Below are 16252 nucleotides of genomic sequence, written 5' to 3'. Positions count from 1 at the left end.
AGAGGAGAGGTTATGCAATCGGTCTATTTCGAACTCATCAAGGAAGATCCCCGGAGCGGGGCGCGGCTGGGCAAGCTGCACACCCCCCACGGGACCTTCGACACCCCTATGTTCATGCCGGTGGGGACCCAGGCCACGGTGAAGACCCTGACCCCGGAGGAGCTGTATGACATGCATTCCCAGGTGATCCTGTCCAACACGTATCACCTGTTCCTGCGGCCGGGCACGGAGCTGATCCGCAAGGCCGGGGGCCTGCACAAGTTCATGAACTACAAGCGGGGGATGCTCACCGACAGCGGCGGCTTCCAGGTGTTCAGCCTGGGAGAGATGCGCAAGATCACCGAGGAGGGGGTCATGTTCCGGTCCCATCTGGACGGCTCGAAGCAGTTCCTGAATCCGGAAGTGGCCACAAAGGCCCAGGAGGACCTGGGCGCGGATATCATCATGGCCTTCGATGAATGCATCCCGTATCCGGCGGATCACGCCTATGCCAAGCAGTCCACGGAACGGACCACCCGCTGGGCCAAACGCTGCCTGGAGGCCAAGACCCGGGAGGACCAGGGCCTGTTCGGCATCATCCAGGGCGGGATGTACCCGGACTTGCGGGAATACAGCGCCAAGGCTATCACTTCCATGGATTTCGCCGGGTTCGCCATCGGCGGACTGTCCGTAGGGGAACCCCATCCCCTGATGTACGACATCCTGGACAAGACCACACAGCACATGCCCAAAGACAAGGCCCGCTACCTGATGGGGGTGGGGACCCCTGACTGTCTGGTGGAAGGGGTGAACCTGGGCGTGGATATGTTCGACTGTGTGTATCCCACCCGGGTGGCCCGGAACGGTACCGCCATGATTCCCACGGGACGGCTGGTGGTACGCAATGCCCAGTACGCCGAAGACTGGCGTCCCATCGATGAGCACTGCGACTGCTACACCTGCCGGCACTTCAGCCGGGCGTACATCCGCCACCTGTTCAAGGCGGAGGAAATCCTGGCACTGCGGCTGTTATCTATACATAATCTCCATTTTCTGCTAAAATTTGCAGAGGATATGAGAAATGCCATTGCTACTGATACGTTCCCCGAATTCCGGGCGGCGTTCTTAGCCAACTATGAGACAAACAGGAGGTAATTGCAGATGGAAAACTTGCTTCAAATGGCCTGGCCCTTTATCCTGATGGGTGTGATCTTCTATGTGATGATCTACCGTCCCCAGAAACGGGATCAGAAGAAACGAAGCGAAATGCTGGATTCCCTGAAGATCGGGACGAATATCGTCACCATCGGTGGCATTTTCGGCACCATCACCAAGGTGCAGGACGACCGGATCCGCATCAAAGTGGCCAAAGGAGTGGAAATCCACATCCGGAAAAGCGCGGTGGGCGGTGTTGTAACCACGGCGTTCGACCATGGCAGCAAACCGGACGAAAAGAAAGAAGAAAAGAAGGAACCGGTGAAGGAAACCGTCAAGGCAGAACCGGAACAGCCGGCTGCAGCCCCTGCAGAAGCAGCGGCTGAAGAAGCCAGACCCGAAGAAGGGACCGGGGAAGGGAAATAATGGACAAGAAAGCGGTCCGGCTGGAAATCAGGGAGCGGATCAAGCGCCTGAACCAGCGGGAAATCCATAAATTCAACCGGGAAATCAACAGCCACATCGTGAACAGCCGGCTGTTCCTGGAAGGAAAGGTCATTATGGGCTACCTGGGAGAACCCGGGGAAGTGAATATCGACCAGTCCCTCCAGACGGCTCTCAACATGGGCAAGACCGTCTGCGTGCCCCAGATCCTGGAGGGACCGGGAGAGATGCAGGCGGCCCGGCTGGTTACATTGAAGAAGCTGGGACGGGACCGGTACGGCATCCGGACGCCCCAGGAACCTGTGGAAGCGGTGGCACCGGAGGAGATCGACCTGGTGCTGACCCCGGGGCTGGGCTTCACACCGGCCGGTGAACGGCTGGGCCGGGGCGCCGGCTACTACGATCGCTTCCTGCCACGGTGCACCAAAGCGGTTCCCATGGCAATCGGGTATGAGGTACAGGTGCAGAAAGAACTGCCCACCAATGCCCATGATGCAAAAGTCCGTTACTTGTGTACTGAAAAAGGCTTGCGGGTATGCAAGACCAACGGAAAATGAGGAGGAATCATTTTGGAGGCTAAAAATCGGGTCAAGCTGCTGGTTTCAGTGCTGGCCATCATCATTGCGTTTGCCGTATTCATCAAGCCGCTGGCCAGTACGGTCAAACAGGGCCTGGACCTGCAGGGAGGTACCCATGTGGTGCTGCAGGCACAGCCCACGGAAGAAGCCAAAGTGGATGACGATGCCATCAACCGCTCCATCCAGATCATCGAACGCCGGGTCAACGAACTGGGCCTGACGGAACCGGTGATCCAGCGCCAGGGCAAGGATAAGATCATTGTGGAACTGCCGGGTGTCAAGGATCCGGAAAAGGCCATTGCCATGCTGGGCAAGACCGCCATGCTGGAATTCAAGGACATGGATGGCAACACCGGGCTGACCGGTAAGGACCTGCAGGATTCCAAGGCCAGTGCCGACCAGAGCGGCAACCCTGTGGTCACCCTGAAATTCAACGAAGAAGGGGCGAAAAAATTCGCCGACATGACCGCCCGGAACGTGGGCAGACAGATCGCCATCCTGCTGGACGGCCAGGTACTGACTGCTCCCCGGGTGAATGAAGCCATCACCGGCGGCAACGCCCAGATCACCGGTTCCAAGGATGCCAAGGAAGCTGAACATCTGGCCATTCTGCTGCGCAGCGGCTCTCTGCCTGTGAAGCTGGAAGTGGTGGAGAACCGGACGGTGGGACCCACCCTGGGCCAGGATGCCAAGGACGCCAGCGTGAAGGCTTTCGCCATCGGGCTGGCCGGGGTATTCCTGTTCATGCTGCTGTACTACCGCCTGAGCGGGCTGGTGGCCGATATCGTGCTGCTGCTGTACACCCTGCTGCTGCTGGCGGTGATGAAGGGGCTGAATGCCACCCTGACCCTGCCGGGCATCGCCGGGATCATCCTGTCCATCGGGATGGCCGTGGATGCCAACGTGCTGATCTTTGAACGGTTCAAGGAAGAAGTCAAAGCGGGCAAGACCCTGCGGGCGGCGGTCAGTTCCGGCTTCTCCCGGGCTTTCACCACCATCCTGGACTCCAACGTGACTACCCTGATAGCGGCTGCGGTGCTGTTCTATCTGGGAACCGGACCCATCAAAGGGTTCGCCGTGACATTGGCCCTGGGCGTACTGATCAGTATGTTCACCGCTGTCACGGTAACGAAATTCATCCTCAGCGCCCTGATTGGCAGCCGGCTCGTTACGAACCCTGCCTGGTATGGGGTGCGGGGCCTGGATCACAAAAAGGAAAAAGAGGAGGCGGCACGATGAAAAAGTTCTCCATTGTACAACATGCCAAGATCTTCTTTTCCATTACGGCCATTGTCCTGATCGTGGGGATCGTATCCATGTTTACCCGGGGGTTCAACCTGGGCATCGACTTTACCGGCGGCAGCATCCTGGATGTGAAGTTCGCCCAGCCGGTGACGGTATCCCAGGTGCGGAGCGTTTTGACCAGCCATGATCTGGGCAACAGCATCATCCAGCTGGGAAGCAGTGACCAGCAGGTGGAAAGCAGCGAATCGGTGCTGATCCGGACCGGGCTGATCTCTGACAGCCAGCGGGTGGAAGTCATGAAGGACATGACTGACAAGCTGGGCCAGAACGAGGTGCTGCGGGTGGAAAACGTAGGCGCCACCGTGGGCAAGGATCTGGTGAAGAGCGCTGTAGGCGCTGTGGTCCTGAGCTGGGTGCTCATGATCATCTACATCACCATCCGGTTCGAGCTGCGGTTCGCCCTGGCGGCCATCGTTGCACTGATCATCGACGTGCTGGTGACCCTGACCTGGTTCTCGGTGCTCCATCTGGAGATCGATTCTTCCTTTGTGGCGGCGCTGCTGACCGTGGTAGGGTATTCTGTCAACGGCACTATCGTGGTGTTCGACCGGATCCGGGAAAACCTGCATACCCATCGGCGCAGCGAGAGCATGGGGGATCTGGTGGATGCCAGCATCTGGCAGACCATGACCCGGAGCGTGTACACCACGCTGACCACCCTGTTCGCCGTAGTGGCCATTTTCCTGTTCGGCGGGGAGACCATCCACAACTTCTCCTTTGCCATGCTGGTAGGCTTCTGCAGCGGGTTCTATACGTCCACCTTCCTGGCAGGCAGCATGTGGCTGTTCTTCCGGAAGAAACTGGGGAGAAAGTAAATTGAAAAAGGGAGGCTGTGAAAAAATCACAGCCTCCCTTTTTCAGTGGCTGGTGGGTAGTGGGGAGTGGCTGGGAAAGGACTTTTTTGCACGCAGACCAAGGCAGCCATCCGCCGCTTGCAGACCTGGGAACGGACGCCCCTGACGGGTCGTCCCTACGAATCTCCCCAACCATCCACCTAGCCACTTGGCCACTTACTCACTTACCCACTACCCACTACCCACTATCCACTAACCACTATCCACTTACCCCCTCCCTCCTCCCTCCTTCCCCTTGCGTCCGTCCTCTCTTTCCTGTACAATAAAAATGGATTTTTAGAACATTTTCCCGAAAGGTGGTACTACTATGAAAATCGCTGTCCCCATGTTTGTGCGGGAATCGGATCAAAAGATCCTGGAGGCGGCTGCGCCCCAGGCGGATTTCTATTATGGAAGGGACCCGGAAAAGCTGGCGGAAGCCGAGGTGATCCTGGGCAATGTGCAGCCGGAACTTCTGGGCCGCTGCCGGAACCTGAAATGGCTGCAGCTGAATTCCGCCGGGGCCGATGCCTACTGCAAGCCGGGCATCCTGCCGGAACGGGTGCAGCTGACCAACAGCACCGGTGCCTATGGCCAGGCTCTTTCTGAACATATGCTGGCCCTGCTGCTGGCCATGATGAAAAAATTGTATCTGTACCATGATAACCAGAAGGCTCACCAGTGGAAGGACGAGGGGACGGTTACCAGCTTGGAGGATGCCACCGTGGTGGTGGTGGGTTTCGGCAACATCGGCCGGGCCTTCGGACGGCTGTGCAAACTGCTGGGGGCCCATGTGATCGGCATCCGGCGCCATCGGGGAGCTGTGCCTGCAGAAGCGGACGAAATGGGGACCCTGGAGGACCTGCCCGGGCTCCTTCCCCGGGCGGATGTGGTGGCCAGTGTGCTGCCCGGTACGCCGGAGACTACCCACCTGTACGATGCCCGGGTGTTTGCGGCCATGAAGCCCGGTGCCTGGTTCATCAACTGCGGCCGGGGCAATGCCGTGGTGCAGGACGACCTGCGTCAGGCGCTGCGGAACGGCCACCTTTCCGGAGCGGCTCTGGACGTGACGGATCCGGAACCCCTGCCGGCGGAAGACCCGCTGTGGGATACGCCCAACCTGGTGATCACCCCCCACATCAGTGGCGATCATCATCTGGCCAGGACCTGGGACAACGTGGTGAACATCGCTGCCACCAACCTGAAGCATTACCTGGCAGGGGAACCGCTGGACAACCCGGTGGACCGGAAGACGGGGTACAGGAAGAGCCGGTAATGTCCTTCCCTGAAAGGGAAGGGGGACCGTCCCTATGGACGGTGGATCGGTTTCACACCGGATGCGAGACACCCTGCCTGCCAGGCGGGCCTTTCCCCTTTCAGAGGGACACAACGGGCTGTTGCTAGTGACTGTTCCCACAAAATGCGATATAATGATGAATCACGCAATCGGACGGAAAGGAAGTGGAACCCCATGTTGTATGCAATCCTGATGGGCCTCATCGCCCTGTTCATCGCCATCTTTGCCATCCAGAATGCCATTCCGGTGGAAGTCAGCTTCCTGGTCTGGCATTTTTCCCTGAGCCTGGTCCTGATCATCCTGGGCTGTCTGCTGCTGGGCTTTATCATGGCCAGCCTCTGGACCCTGAAAATCAAGGCCGGCCACTATATGAAGGACCGAAAACTGAAGAACCAGCTGCGGGACCTGGAAGCGGAAAAAGCCCAATGGGAAAAGGAAGAAACCCGGCGCACCCCTCCCATTCCCCGGGCACCCCGCACCGGCGGTTATGCTTCTAAAAGCGGGAAGCCCCTGAAAGAGGACAAAGATCCCATCATCCGGCCGTTCCGTCCCAAAGAATAAAGGAAACCCATGATCTACCATAAAATCACACCGCTGACGGACGAGGACCAGGCCACCATCGAGCGGCTCAGCACCGAGCTGGGCCTGCCCCCTCTGGTGACCGGCATCCTGGTCCGGCGGCATCTTACCGAAAAACAGCAAATCGAAGAATTCCTGGAAGGGAAGCCACAGCCGTACTATGATCCGTTCCTGCTGAAGGATATGGACAAGGCGGTGGCACGGATCTGCCAGGCCCTGCAGCAGGGGGAACCCATGACCATTTACGGGGATTACGACGTGGATGGTACATCGGCCAGCTCCCTGCTGTATTTGTTTCTGAAAGCCCAGGGTGCTTCCGTGGATGTGTATGTACCCCGGCGGGATACGGAGGGCTACGGCCTGAACGGTCCGGCCCTGGAGAAACTGGCCCGAAAGGGAACCCGGCTCCTGATCACCGTGGATACGGGCATCAGCGGCGCCCCGGTGGTGGACCAGGCTCCGAAGGACCTGGACATCATCATCACTGACCACCATCTGGCGCCCCGGCAGCTGCCTGCAGCACTGGCGGTGGTGAATCCCAACCAGCCCGGAGACACGTATCCTTTCAAGGGGATCGCCGGGGTGGGAGTGGCCTTTAAACTGTGCCAGGCCCTGTACCAGAAACTGCATCATACGGATGCCTTCTGGGACGATCTGATCGAACTGGTCGCCCTGGGTACGGTGGCCGACATGGTGCCTCTCCGGGATGAGAACCGGGAAATCGTGCGCAAGGGACTGGCCAAAATGCCCCATACGTCCCTGTGCGGCCTCCAGGCCCTGATCGGGGTCACGGTAGCCCCCGGAGCTGCCATCAACAGCGGGACCATCGGCTTTGGCCTGGGTCCCCGGATCAATGCGGCCGGCCGGCTGGACGATGCCATGGTGGCCGTACAGCTGCTGACCACAGAGGATCCGGCCCGGGCCCACGACCTGGCCAGCCAGCTGAACAGTGCCAACCAGGAACGACAGGCTCTGAGCCAGAAGATCTTTGAGGAAGCGGAACAGGAACTGGCCCGCCAGGGCGCTCCGGAGTGGGGCCTGGTGCTGGGCCGGGAAGGCTGGCACCCGGGGGTGATCGGCATCGTGGCTTCCCGGATGACGGAAAAATACCATCTGCCCTCCATCCTGCTTTCTGTGAACGGGGATATGGCCAAGGGATCCTGCCGCAGCATCCCGCCCCTGGACCTGTACAAGGCCCTGGACCGGTGCCGGGAGTACCTGGAGCAGTTCGGGGGCCACGCCCAGGCAGCGGGGCTCACCATCAAGACCGCCAACATCGATGCCTTCCGCAGGGCCTTTCAGGATGTGGTGGCGGATATGCTGGGCCAGGTTCCCTACGAACCGGCTGCCCATCCGGATTATTTCGTGCCGGAAGGCCGGGAGGTAACGGTGGAAGCGGTGCAGCAGCTGGCCAGACTGGAACCCTTCGGGGTGGGGAACCCGGCTCCGGTGCTGGGGTTCAGCCATGCCACCATCGAACAGGTGGCGCTGCTGGGCAAGGACCAGAACCATCTGCGGTTCGACCTGCACCAGGGCGGTTTCCGGTACAAGGGCCTTCTGTGGCAGGAAGGGCCCCAGTTCCATTCTTTCTACGCCGGCGAGCAGGGAGCCATCGCTTTTTCACCCCGGCTGAACACCTTTCGGGGGATTACCAGCGTGGACCTGGAGGTGGCGGCTGTGGAGGCACCCTATACCATCATCGACTGGCGGCATGAAAACCGGAATAAAGAGACAGAACTAAATAGTATTTTACAAAAAGACAGAAAAACGGTAGTATATGTAGAGGATACTGTTCCCCTGAAGACCAAATTCCCGGAAGCGACTGTACTTCCCTATGGAACGGAGGCCCCAGAGGGAACCCGGACCACGATATTTTACGGGGCCGGAGCGGACCGGGTACTCACGGCCGGGGCTTTTCCCCTGGATCCCCGGCAGACCGGGCGTCTGTACCTGTTCTACAACCGGGATGACCTGGTGGCGCTGCGGGATGCCCTGCGGCGTTCCTATCCGGATCTGGGGGGCATGCGTTTCTGTTACGCGGCCATCCGGCACCTGCTGCAGCAGCAGGGAGCCTGCCGGGAAGCCCAGCTGCTGGGCAGGACCACCCGGGAAGGGTATACGATCAGCCGGCAGGTCCTTGATATCTTTTATGAGTTACACCTGTTTACCCGGGACCGGGAACTGGTTACCCTGGGGGACACAGGACACAAGAATATGCAGGAATCCAAAGGGTTCCAGGAACTGCAGGCCACTTATGACCAAAAGTTCCAGCAGCTGAACCGAAGCTGGCTCATCACGCCGGCGGAAATCGCTGCCCTTTGGAGGACAGGAAGGTGATTCAATCATGGAACAGCTTGATGACAAGCCAATCAGTGCGGAGGAATTCTATGCCCGCATCAGCAAATATCTGACTCCCCGGCAGGTGGAGTTCGTCCGGGAAGCCTATAACTTCGCGGCGGAAGCCCATGCCAAGCAGAAACGGGCGTCCGGTGAACCCTATATCATCCATCCCCTGGGGGTGGCCTCCATCCTGGCCCAGCTCCAGATGGACGACGTGACCCTGGCGGCGGCCTTCCTGCATGACGTGGTGGAGGACACCGAAGTGTCCCTGGACCAGCTGGAAGACATTTTCGGCCGGGAAGTGGCCATGCTGGTGGACGGCGTGACCAAACTGGGCAAGATCGAATACATCTCCCGGGAAGAGCAGCAGGTGGAGAACTACCGGAAAATGTTCCTGGCCATGGCCAAGGACATCCGGGTGGTGCTGATCAAACTGGCCGACAGGCTGCACAACATGCGTACCATGAAATATATGCCGGTGAACAAGCAGAAACGGATCTCCAGCGAAACCCTGGAGATCTATGCGCCCCTGGCTCACCGGCTGGGTATCTACGCCATCAAATGGGAACTGGAGGATCTGGCCTTCCGGTACATGGAACCCCAGCATTACTACGAGCTGGTGGAACAGGTGAAGATCAAACGGCACGAGCGGGAAGCCATGGTCCAGGAAGCCATGGACGAACTGCGGAAGCTGTGCGAGGAATCGGGCATCAACTGCCAGATCCAGGGCCGTCCCAAGAGCTTCTACAGCATCTACAAGAAGATGCAGCGGGATCACAAGACCATCAACGAAATCTACGACCTTCTGGCCGTACGGGTCCTGGTGGATACGGTGAAGGACTGCTACGGGGTACTGGGAATCGTCCACGGCAAGTGGAAACCCATTCCGGGCCGGTTCAAGGACTACATCGCCGTCCCCAAATCCAACGGCTACCAGAGCCTGCATACCACGGTGGTCTCCTCCAGTGGCCAGCCTCTGGAAATCCAGATCCGGACCTTCGAGATGCACAAGGTCTCTGAATACGGTGTGGCAGCCCACTGGCGGTATAAGGAAAGCGGCGGCTCCAAGATGCCCAGCGCGGCGGACAAGAGCGTGGATGCCAAGATGGCCTGGCTGCGCCAGCTGCTGGAATGGCACAAGGACATGCGGGATCCCCATGAATTCGTGGACACGGTCAAGATGGACGTGTTCTCTGACGAAGTGTTCGTATTCACGCCCCAGGGGGATGTGCTGGACCTGCCGGAGGGATCCGTCCCCATCGATTTTGCCTACCGGGTGCATACCGGGGTGGGCAACAGCTGCGTGGGGGCCAAGGTCAACGGTAAAATCGTGCCCCTGGATTACCATCTGAAAAACGGGGACATCGTGGAGATCATCACCTCCAAGACGTCGCCGGGACCCAGCCGGGACTGGATCAACATTGTAGGGTCCAGCCAGACCAAGAACAAGATCAAACAGTTCTTCAAGAAGGAACGGCGGGAAGAGAACATCGTCAACGGCCGGGAAATGCTGGAGCGGGAATGCCGGCGCCTGGGCTACGACGTGAATACCATGCTCACGACCGAGAACCTGAAGGAAGTGGCGTCCCGGACCCATATGGACGGCAGCGTGGAGAACCTGCTGGCGGCTCTGGGGTACGGCGGCCTGATGGTGAACTCGGTGATGGTGAAGCTGGTGGACCTGTACAAGAAGGCCCAGAAGAAGAACACCAACAAGAACCTGTCCCAGCTGCTCAGTGAGCTGAAGCCCAAGACCGTGAAGACCCACAAAGGCAGCCACGGCATCCTGGTCAAAGGGGAAGACGACATCATGGTGAAGCTGGCCAAGTGCTGCAACCCCATCCCCGGCGACCCCATTGTGGGCTATATCACCCGGGGCCACGGGGTCAGTGTCCATCGGGCCGACTGCCCCAATGTGCTGGCCAATACGGAAGATCCCAACCGGATGATCGAAGTGTCCTGGAACGTGGACACGGATACGGCCTATAAGGTGGTGCTGCGGCTGACCACCTCAGACCAGCCCGGCGTCATGGCCAACATCATGACCGTGACCAGCGAGACCAAGGTGAACATCAATGCGCTGAACGCCCACACCAATCCCAACAAGACGGCGTTCATCGACATGGGACTGGACATCACCAGCCTGGACCAGCTGAACTACATCATCGGCCGGCTGCGTCGCATCAAAGGGGTCTACAAGGTGGACCGGAAAGTCTCGGGGGTGTGATATGCGGGCTGTGGTGCAGCGGGTGACGGAAGCCTCCGTCACCGTGGAAGGAAAGACGGTAGGTTCCATCGGCTCGGGGCTTATGGTGCTTCTGGGCGTGGAACAGGAAGATACGGAAAAGGACGGGGCCTATCTGGCAGAAAAGCTGGCCGGGCTGCGGATCTTTGAAGACGACCATGAGAAAATGAACCTTTCGGTGCAGCAGGTGGGGGGCAGTATTTTGCTGGTGTCCCAGTTCACCCTGCTGGGGGATGTACGCCACGGCAAACGGCCTTCCTTCACCCAGGCGGCGCCGCCCCAGGAGGCGGACGCTCTGTATGAGGACCTGGCGGACAGGCTGCGGCAGAAGGGCATCCCGGTGGAAACGGGACAGTTCCAGGCCCATATGGAAGTGAGCCTGGTGAACGATGGTCCGGTGACCATCCTGCTGGACAGCCGGAAGTTATTTTAGGAGGAAATTTTTCAATGAAGATCTATCGGGTCGTAGTGGGACCCATTCAGGAAAACTGCTATATCATCAAAAATGAAAAGAACAACCTGGGCATCATCGTGGACCCGGGGGATGAAGCCAATCTGATCCTGGACGCCGTGCACAGAGCGGGCATCCAGCAGGTGGTGGCCATTTTCATCACCCACGGCCACGGGGATCATATCTCCGCCCTGGACGAGGTGAAGAAAGCCACCGGTGCCAAGGTGTACATGAGCAAAGAGGATGCCCCCATGCTGCGGGTCTGGAACAGCAGCCTCTCCTATTCCACCAACCGGGACAAGAAATTCGATCCCCCTGATGAATACTTCACCGACGGGGAGAAACTGACCGTGGCCGGGCTGGACTTCACCATCGCTGCCACGCCGGGCCATACCCGGGGCGGGGTGTGCATCATCGGCGACGGCGTGGTGTTCTGCGGAGATACGGTATTCCTGGAAAGCATCGGCCGGACGGATCTGCCGGGCGGCTCCTACGATGCCATCCTGAACTCCATCAAGACGAAGATCCTGCCCCTGCCCGATGACTACAAACTCCTTCCTGGCCATGGCCCTGCCACCACGGTGGGCTGGGAAAGACGGCGGAATCCGTTCCTGCAGTAAGGGAAGTGGCAAATTGATGGAAATCCGACAGAAGCCCAAAGGGCTGGTGGTGAAGAGCCTGCTGGCCCTGGCCGGTTTCGGTGTGTTTTATCTGGCGGCCACGGCCTTTCTGCCCGTGCTGCTGGCCATTGGCATGAGCTTCCTGCTGTATCCCATTGTGGACCGGCTGGAAAAAATCAGGATCAAGGGACGGCCGTTTCCCAATACCCTGGCCGTGCTGATCTCGTTCCTGATCTTCGGCCTGTTTGTGGCGGCGGCGGTCAATGTATTGATCGTCCCTCTGGTGACCCAGGTGAACAACCTGCTGAAAGCCCTGCCGGGGCTGGCGGCCCATGCCAATGACAGCATCAGCCTGTTTTTGGGCGGGGAGGCCCAGAAACTGCCACCCAATGTGCGGGATCTGCTGCAGCAGGGGACCAGCAGCATGAGCAGCTATGTGATGGGGTTCCTGAAGACCATGGTCACATCCACCCTGCAGGCGGCCCGCAGCCTGGTGAACCTGGCCCTGGTGCCGTTTCTGTGCTTCTATTTCCTGAAGGACTGGCGCACCCTGAAGAAAATGGTGGTGGGGCTGTTCTCCTACAACAGGCAGACCCTGGCTGATCAGGTGCTCACCGATATCGGGCATATGCTCTGTGCCTATGTGGACAACATGTTCAAGCTGTGCTTCGTTTCCGCCATCATCCTGACCATCGGCAACACCATCCTGGGTGTGCAGTACACCCTGGTGCTGGGGTTCCTGGCCATGATCTCGGAAATGATCCCCATGGTGGGGAGCGTGGCCGGCACGCTGGCAGCGGTGTTCATCGCCCTGCTGCAGAAGCCGTCCCTGGCGGTGAAGGTGCTGGTGCTGTATCTGGTGTACTACCAGGTGGATGCCCAGGTGATCATGCCCAACCTGATGGGCCATGGCATCACCCTGCATCCGGTGCTGATCATCCTGGCGGTGATGATCGGGGGGCAGATCGGCGGCGTGGCCGGACTGATCTTTGCCGTGCCGGTACTGACCATCCTGAAAGTACTCTACGGGTACTTCTGGCATGCCGGGGAAGAAAAGAAATGACACAGATCCGTACGGTTGATAAATCCTTGCAAACTGTGTTAAAATTAATAAGTTCAAACTTGTAGTCGTATGGACGGAGGGATTTTTATGTTAACAGGGGCACCTCGTGGTACCAAAGACATTCTGCCGGGTATGGTCAATGGCTGGCGGTATGTGGAACAAATCATTCGGGAAGCTTGCCGTGAATTCAATTATCAGGAGATCCGCACTCCCATCTTTGAGCACACGGAATTGTTCCAGAGAGGCATCGGGGACGGCACCGATGTGGTGGACAAGGAAATGTACACCTTCACCGACCGCAGTGGCCGGAGCCTGACGCTGCGTCCGGAGAACACGGCTTCCGTGGTGCGTTCCTTCGTGGAAAACAAACTGTATGCGGAACCCATGCCGCTGAAGGTGTTCTATATCGGACCCATGTTCCGGTATGACCGTCCTCAGGCCGGCCGGATGAGACAATTCCATCAGTTCGGCGTGGAAGCCCTGGGGTCTGAATCTCCGGTGGTGGATGCGGAAGTCATCATGCTGGCGCTGACGGTGCTGAAGAAGCTGGGCCTGAAAGACCTGAAGCTGAAGATCAACTCCGTAGGGTGCCCCAACTGCCGTCCCCAGCACCGCAAACTGCTGCAGGACTATTTCCGTCCCCATCTGAGCGAACTGTGTGAAGACTGTCAGAGCCGTTTCGACCGGAGCCCGCTGCGGATCCTGGACTGCAAAGTGGATGCTGACAAACCGTTCATGGCCGGTGCGCCCAAAATCACGGACAGCCTGTGCGACGAATGCAGGGAACATTTTGAAACGGTCAAGAAGCTGCTGACGGAAGCCGGCGTGGAATACGAAGTGGACAGCAACCTGGTACGGGGGCTGGACTACTATACCAAGACGGCCTTCGAAATCCAGTACTCCCCGCTGGGCGCCCAGAGCGCTGTAGGCGGTGGCGGCCGGTATGACGGCCTGGTGGAGGAACTGGGCGGTCCCAGCACGCCGGGCGTGGGCTTTGCCATGGGTCTGGAACGGATCCTGCTGGCCCTGGAAAAACAGAACCTGCTGCCGAAAAGCAAGGAAGCGGTGGACGTGTTCGCCGTCATTCCCGATGAAGGCGGTGTGGCCGATGCCTTCCGTGTGGTAACGGCACTGCGTGCCCAGGGCCTGGTCTGTGACATGAACCTGGTATCCCGCAGCATGAAGGCCCAGATGAAACAGGCCAACCGGGAACAGGCCAGATTCGCACTGATCTTCGGCGAAGAAGAACGGAGCCGGGGTGCGGTGACCGTGCGGAATATGGCCGACAGCAACCAGGAAGAAGTATGCTTTGGGGCTCTGGAGTCCTATTTCCAAAAGTAAACAAATAAACCAGAGGTGTAAATCAGAATGAGTATGAAACGCAGTCATCATTGCGGTGACTTGAGAAAAGCAGATGCCGGCAAGACAGTGACCTTGTGCGGCTGGGTAAGCAAACGACGTGACCACGGCGGCATCATCTTCATCGATCTCCGTGATCGGCATGGTCTGGTGCAGGTGGTCATCGACCCCGCCCACGACAGCAAAGACTTCCATAAGGCCGAAGGTGTCCGCAGCGAATATGTGCTGCAGGTGACCGGCCTGGTGCGGGAACGGAGCGAAGAAACCGTGAACCCCCATCTGCCCACCGGTGAAGTGGAAGTGGTCGTCAAGGATCTGAACGTGCTGAATCCGTCCAAGACCCCGCCCTTCTACATCCAGGATGGCATCGATGTGGATGAAAATGTGCGTCTGCGCTATCGGTATCTGGACCTGCGCCGTCCGGAAATGCAAAAGAACCTGATCCTGCGTCACAAGGTGACCAAGGCTGTCCGGGACTTCCTGGACCACCAGGACTTCCTGGAAATTGAAACGCCGGATCTGATCCGCAGCACCCCGGAAGGTGCCCGTGACTATCTGGTACCCAGCCGTGTGAACCCCGGCAAGTTCTATGCACTGCCCCAGTCTCCCCAACTGTTCAAACAGCTGCTGATGATTGCCGGCATGGAACGGTACTTCCAGATTGCCCGCTGCTTCCGTGATGAAGACCTGCGTGCAGACCGTCAGCCCGAATTCACCCAGCTGGATATGGAAATGTCCTTCGTGGATGAAGATGATATCATGAGCCTGACGGAAAAACTGATTTCCTATGTGTTCAAACAAACCCTGAACGTGGACGTGCCCGTTCCCATGGCCCGCATGACCTGGGACGAAGCCATGGACAAGTACGGCAGCGACAAACCGGACCTGCGGTTCGGCATGCAGCTGATCAACATGAACGAAGCCCTGAAGGGGACCCAGTTCAAGGTGTTCAAGGACATCATCGACAAAGGGGGCCTGGTGAAGGCCATCAACGTCAAAGGGTACAACAAGATCCCCCGGAGAGAACTGGATGGTCTGGTGGAATTCGTAGGCATTTACGGTGCCAAGGGTCTGGCCTGGATCATCGTGAACGATGACGGCACCATCAAATCCCCTATTGCCAAATTCTTCTCCGACGAGGAAATGCAGCGGATCCTGGCTGCCGGCAAGGCAGAAAAGGGCGATGTGCTGCTGTTCGTAGCCGACCGGAAGGCTTCTGTGGTGGCTGCCGCTCTGGGCGCTCTGCGTCTGGAAATGGGCAAACGCCTGGGCCTGATCGATCCGGACAAACTGTGCTTCACCTGGGTGGTGAAGTTCCCCATGTTCGAATACAGCGAAGAGGAACATCGGTATGTGGCCATGCACCATCCGTTCACCTGCCCCTGCGATGAGGACGTGGATAAGCTGCTCACCGATCCCGGCCATGTGTATGCCAAAGCATATGATATGGTGCTGAACGGTGTTGAAATCGGCGGCGGTTCCGTTCGTATCCATCGGGAAGATGTACAGAAGAAGGTCTTTGAAGCCATCGGCCTGACCGATGAACAGGCCCAGGAAAAATTCGGATTCCTGCTGAAAGCCTTCGAATTCGGGGCACCTCCCCATGGCGGCCTGGCCTTCGGCCTGGATCGTCTGGTGATGCTCATGGCCAAACGGCCGTCCATCCGTGACGTGATTGCTTTCCCGAAATCCCAGAGTGCCATCGACCTGATGTGCCAGGCACCCAACCTGGTTGACGAAAAGCAGCTGCGTGAACTGCACATCCGCAGCACCGTTGTGAAGAAAGACAAAGACAAAGAAATAAAGAAATGATCTGGTCCGCCTGTGGGACTGGGGGGAGCGCCCCGGTCCTGCTTTATGGAGTACCATAACAGGGATCAGACTGCGAGGGAGCCCGTGAGCCGGGCTGAGAGGATACCGGAGTATCGACCGACCTGAGAGAAATCCTGTCTTGAAGGCGCGGTCTGTTCCTGAAAAAATCGGCTGTCGCCTGGTGCGGCAGCC

At 58.6% G+C, this 16252-nt stretch carries 14 protein-coding genes; all 14 read left to right on the top strand.

Going from position 1 to position 16252, the window contains the following annotated elements; all coding sequences use genetic code 11:
* Positions 1–12: 12 nt before the first annotated feature.
* The 14 genes from tgt to aspS all read left to right on the top strand — a co-directional run bounded on the left by tgt (position 13) and on the right by aspS (position 16060).
* On the top strand, positions 13–1134 hold the full coding sequence (gene tgt, locus BQ5462_RS10055; RefSeq protein WP_071143170.1) for a tRNA guanosine(34) transglycosylase Tgt: 1122 nt from the start codon (positions 13–15) through the stop codon (positions 1132–1134).
* A gap of 6 nt (positions 1135–1140) precedes the next feature.
* A complete protein-coding gene (gene yajC, locus BQ5462_RS10050) occupies positions 1141–1560 on the top strand; it encodes a preprotein translocase subunit YajC (RefSeq protein WP_071143169.1) in 420 nt (139 codons plus the stop codon).
* A complete protein-coding gene (locus tag BQ5462_RS11190; protein WP_071143168.1) occupies positions 1560–2135 on the top strand; it encodes a 5-formyltetrahydrofolate cyclo-ligase in 576 nt (191 codons plus the stop codon). Before yajC ends, BQ5462_RS11190 begins: the two co-directional genes overlap by 1 nt.
* Before the next feature lie 12 nt (positions 2136–2147).
* Entirely contained in the window at positions 2148–3395 is a 1248-nt protein-coding gene (gene secD, locus BQ5462_RS10040) for a protein translocase subunit SecD (protein WP_071143167.1), read from the top strand.
* Positions 3392–4276: a protein translocase subunit SecF gene (gene secF, locus BQ5462_RS10035; protein WP_071143166.1), complete on the top strand. Its 885-nt coding sequence runs from the start codon at positions 3392–3394 to the stop codon at positions 4274–4276. The genes secD and secF overlap by 4 nt, the downstream gene beginning before the upstream one ends.
* Positions 4277–4622: 346 nt before the next feature.
* Positions 4623–5570, top strand: coding sequence for a D-2-hydroxyacid dehydrogenase (locus BQ5462_RS10030; protein ID WP_071143165.1), 948 nt, complete (start codon positions 4623–4625; stop codon positions 5568–5570).
* Between the two features lie 195 nt (positions 5571–5765).
* A complete protein-coding gene (locus BQ5462_RS10025) occupies positions 5766–6152 on the top strand; it encodes a lipopolysaccharide assembly protein LapA domain-containing protein (protein ID WP_071143164.1) in 387 nt (128 codons plus the stop codon).
* A 9-nt stretch (positions 6153–6161) separates the two neighbouring features.
* Entirely contained in the window at positions 6162–8507 is a 2346-nt protein-coding gene (gene recJ, locus BQ5462_RS10020) for a single-stranded-DNA-specific exonuclease RecJ (RefSeq protein WP_071143163.1), read from the top strand.
* Positions 8508–8514: 7 nt separating this feature from the next.
* Positions 8515–10737, top strand: coding sequence for a RelA/SpoT family protein (locus tag BQ5462_RS10015; RefSeq protein ID WP_071143162.1), 2223 nt, complete (start codon positions 8515–8517; stop codon positions 10735–10737).
* A 1-nt stretch (position 10738) separates the two neighbouring features.
* Positions 10739–11188: a D-aminoacyl-tRNA deacylase gene (dtd, locus tag BQ5462_RS10010; RefSeq protein WP_071143161.1), complete on the top strand. Its 450-nt coding sequence runs from the start codon at positions 10739–10741 to the stop codon at positions 11186–11188.
* A 14-nt stretch (positions 11189–11202) separates the two neighbouring features.
* On the top strand, positions 11203–11826 hold the full coding sequence (locus BQ5462_RS10005; protein ID WP_071143160.1) for an MBL fold metallo-hydrolase: 624 nt from the start codon (positions 11203–11205) through the stop codon (positions 11824–11826).
* Between the two features lie 16 nt (positions 11827–11842).
* Positions 11843–12889, top strand: a complete 1047-nt coding sequence (locus BQ5462_RS10000; protein ID WP_071143159.1) for an AI-2E family transporter — start codon at positions 11843–11845, stop codon at positions 12887–12889.
* 87 nt (positions 12890–12976) lie between these two features.
* Positions 12977–14230, top strand: a complete 1254-nt coding sequence (gene hisS, locus BQ5462_RS09995) for a histidine--tRNA ligase (protein WP_071143158.1) — start codon at positions 12977–12979, stop codon at positions 14228–14230.
* Between the two features lie 27 nt (positions 14231–14257).
* On the top strand, positions 14258–16060 hold the full coding sequence (aspS, locus tag BQ5462_RS09990) for an aspartate--tRNA ligase (RefSeq protein WP_071143157.1): 1803 nt from the start codon (positions 14258–14260) through the stop codon (positions 16058–16060).
* Positions 16061–16252 lie beyond the last annotated feature (192 nt).

The organism is Acidaminococcus timonensis, assembly GCF_900106585.1.
Lineage (GTDB): Bacteria > Bacillota > Negativicutes > Acidaminococcales > Acidaminococcaceae > Acidaminococcus > Acidaminococcus timonensis.
Note: the sequence above shows the minus strand (reverse complement) of the source record. Positions and strands in the feature narration are given on the sequence as shown.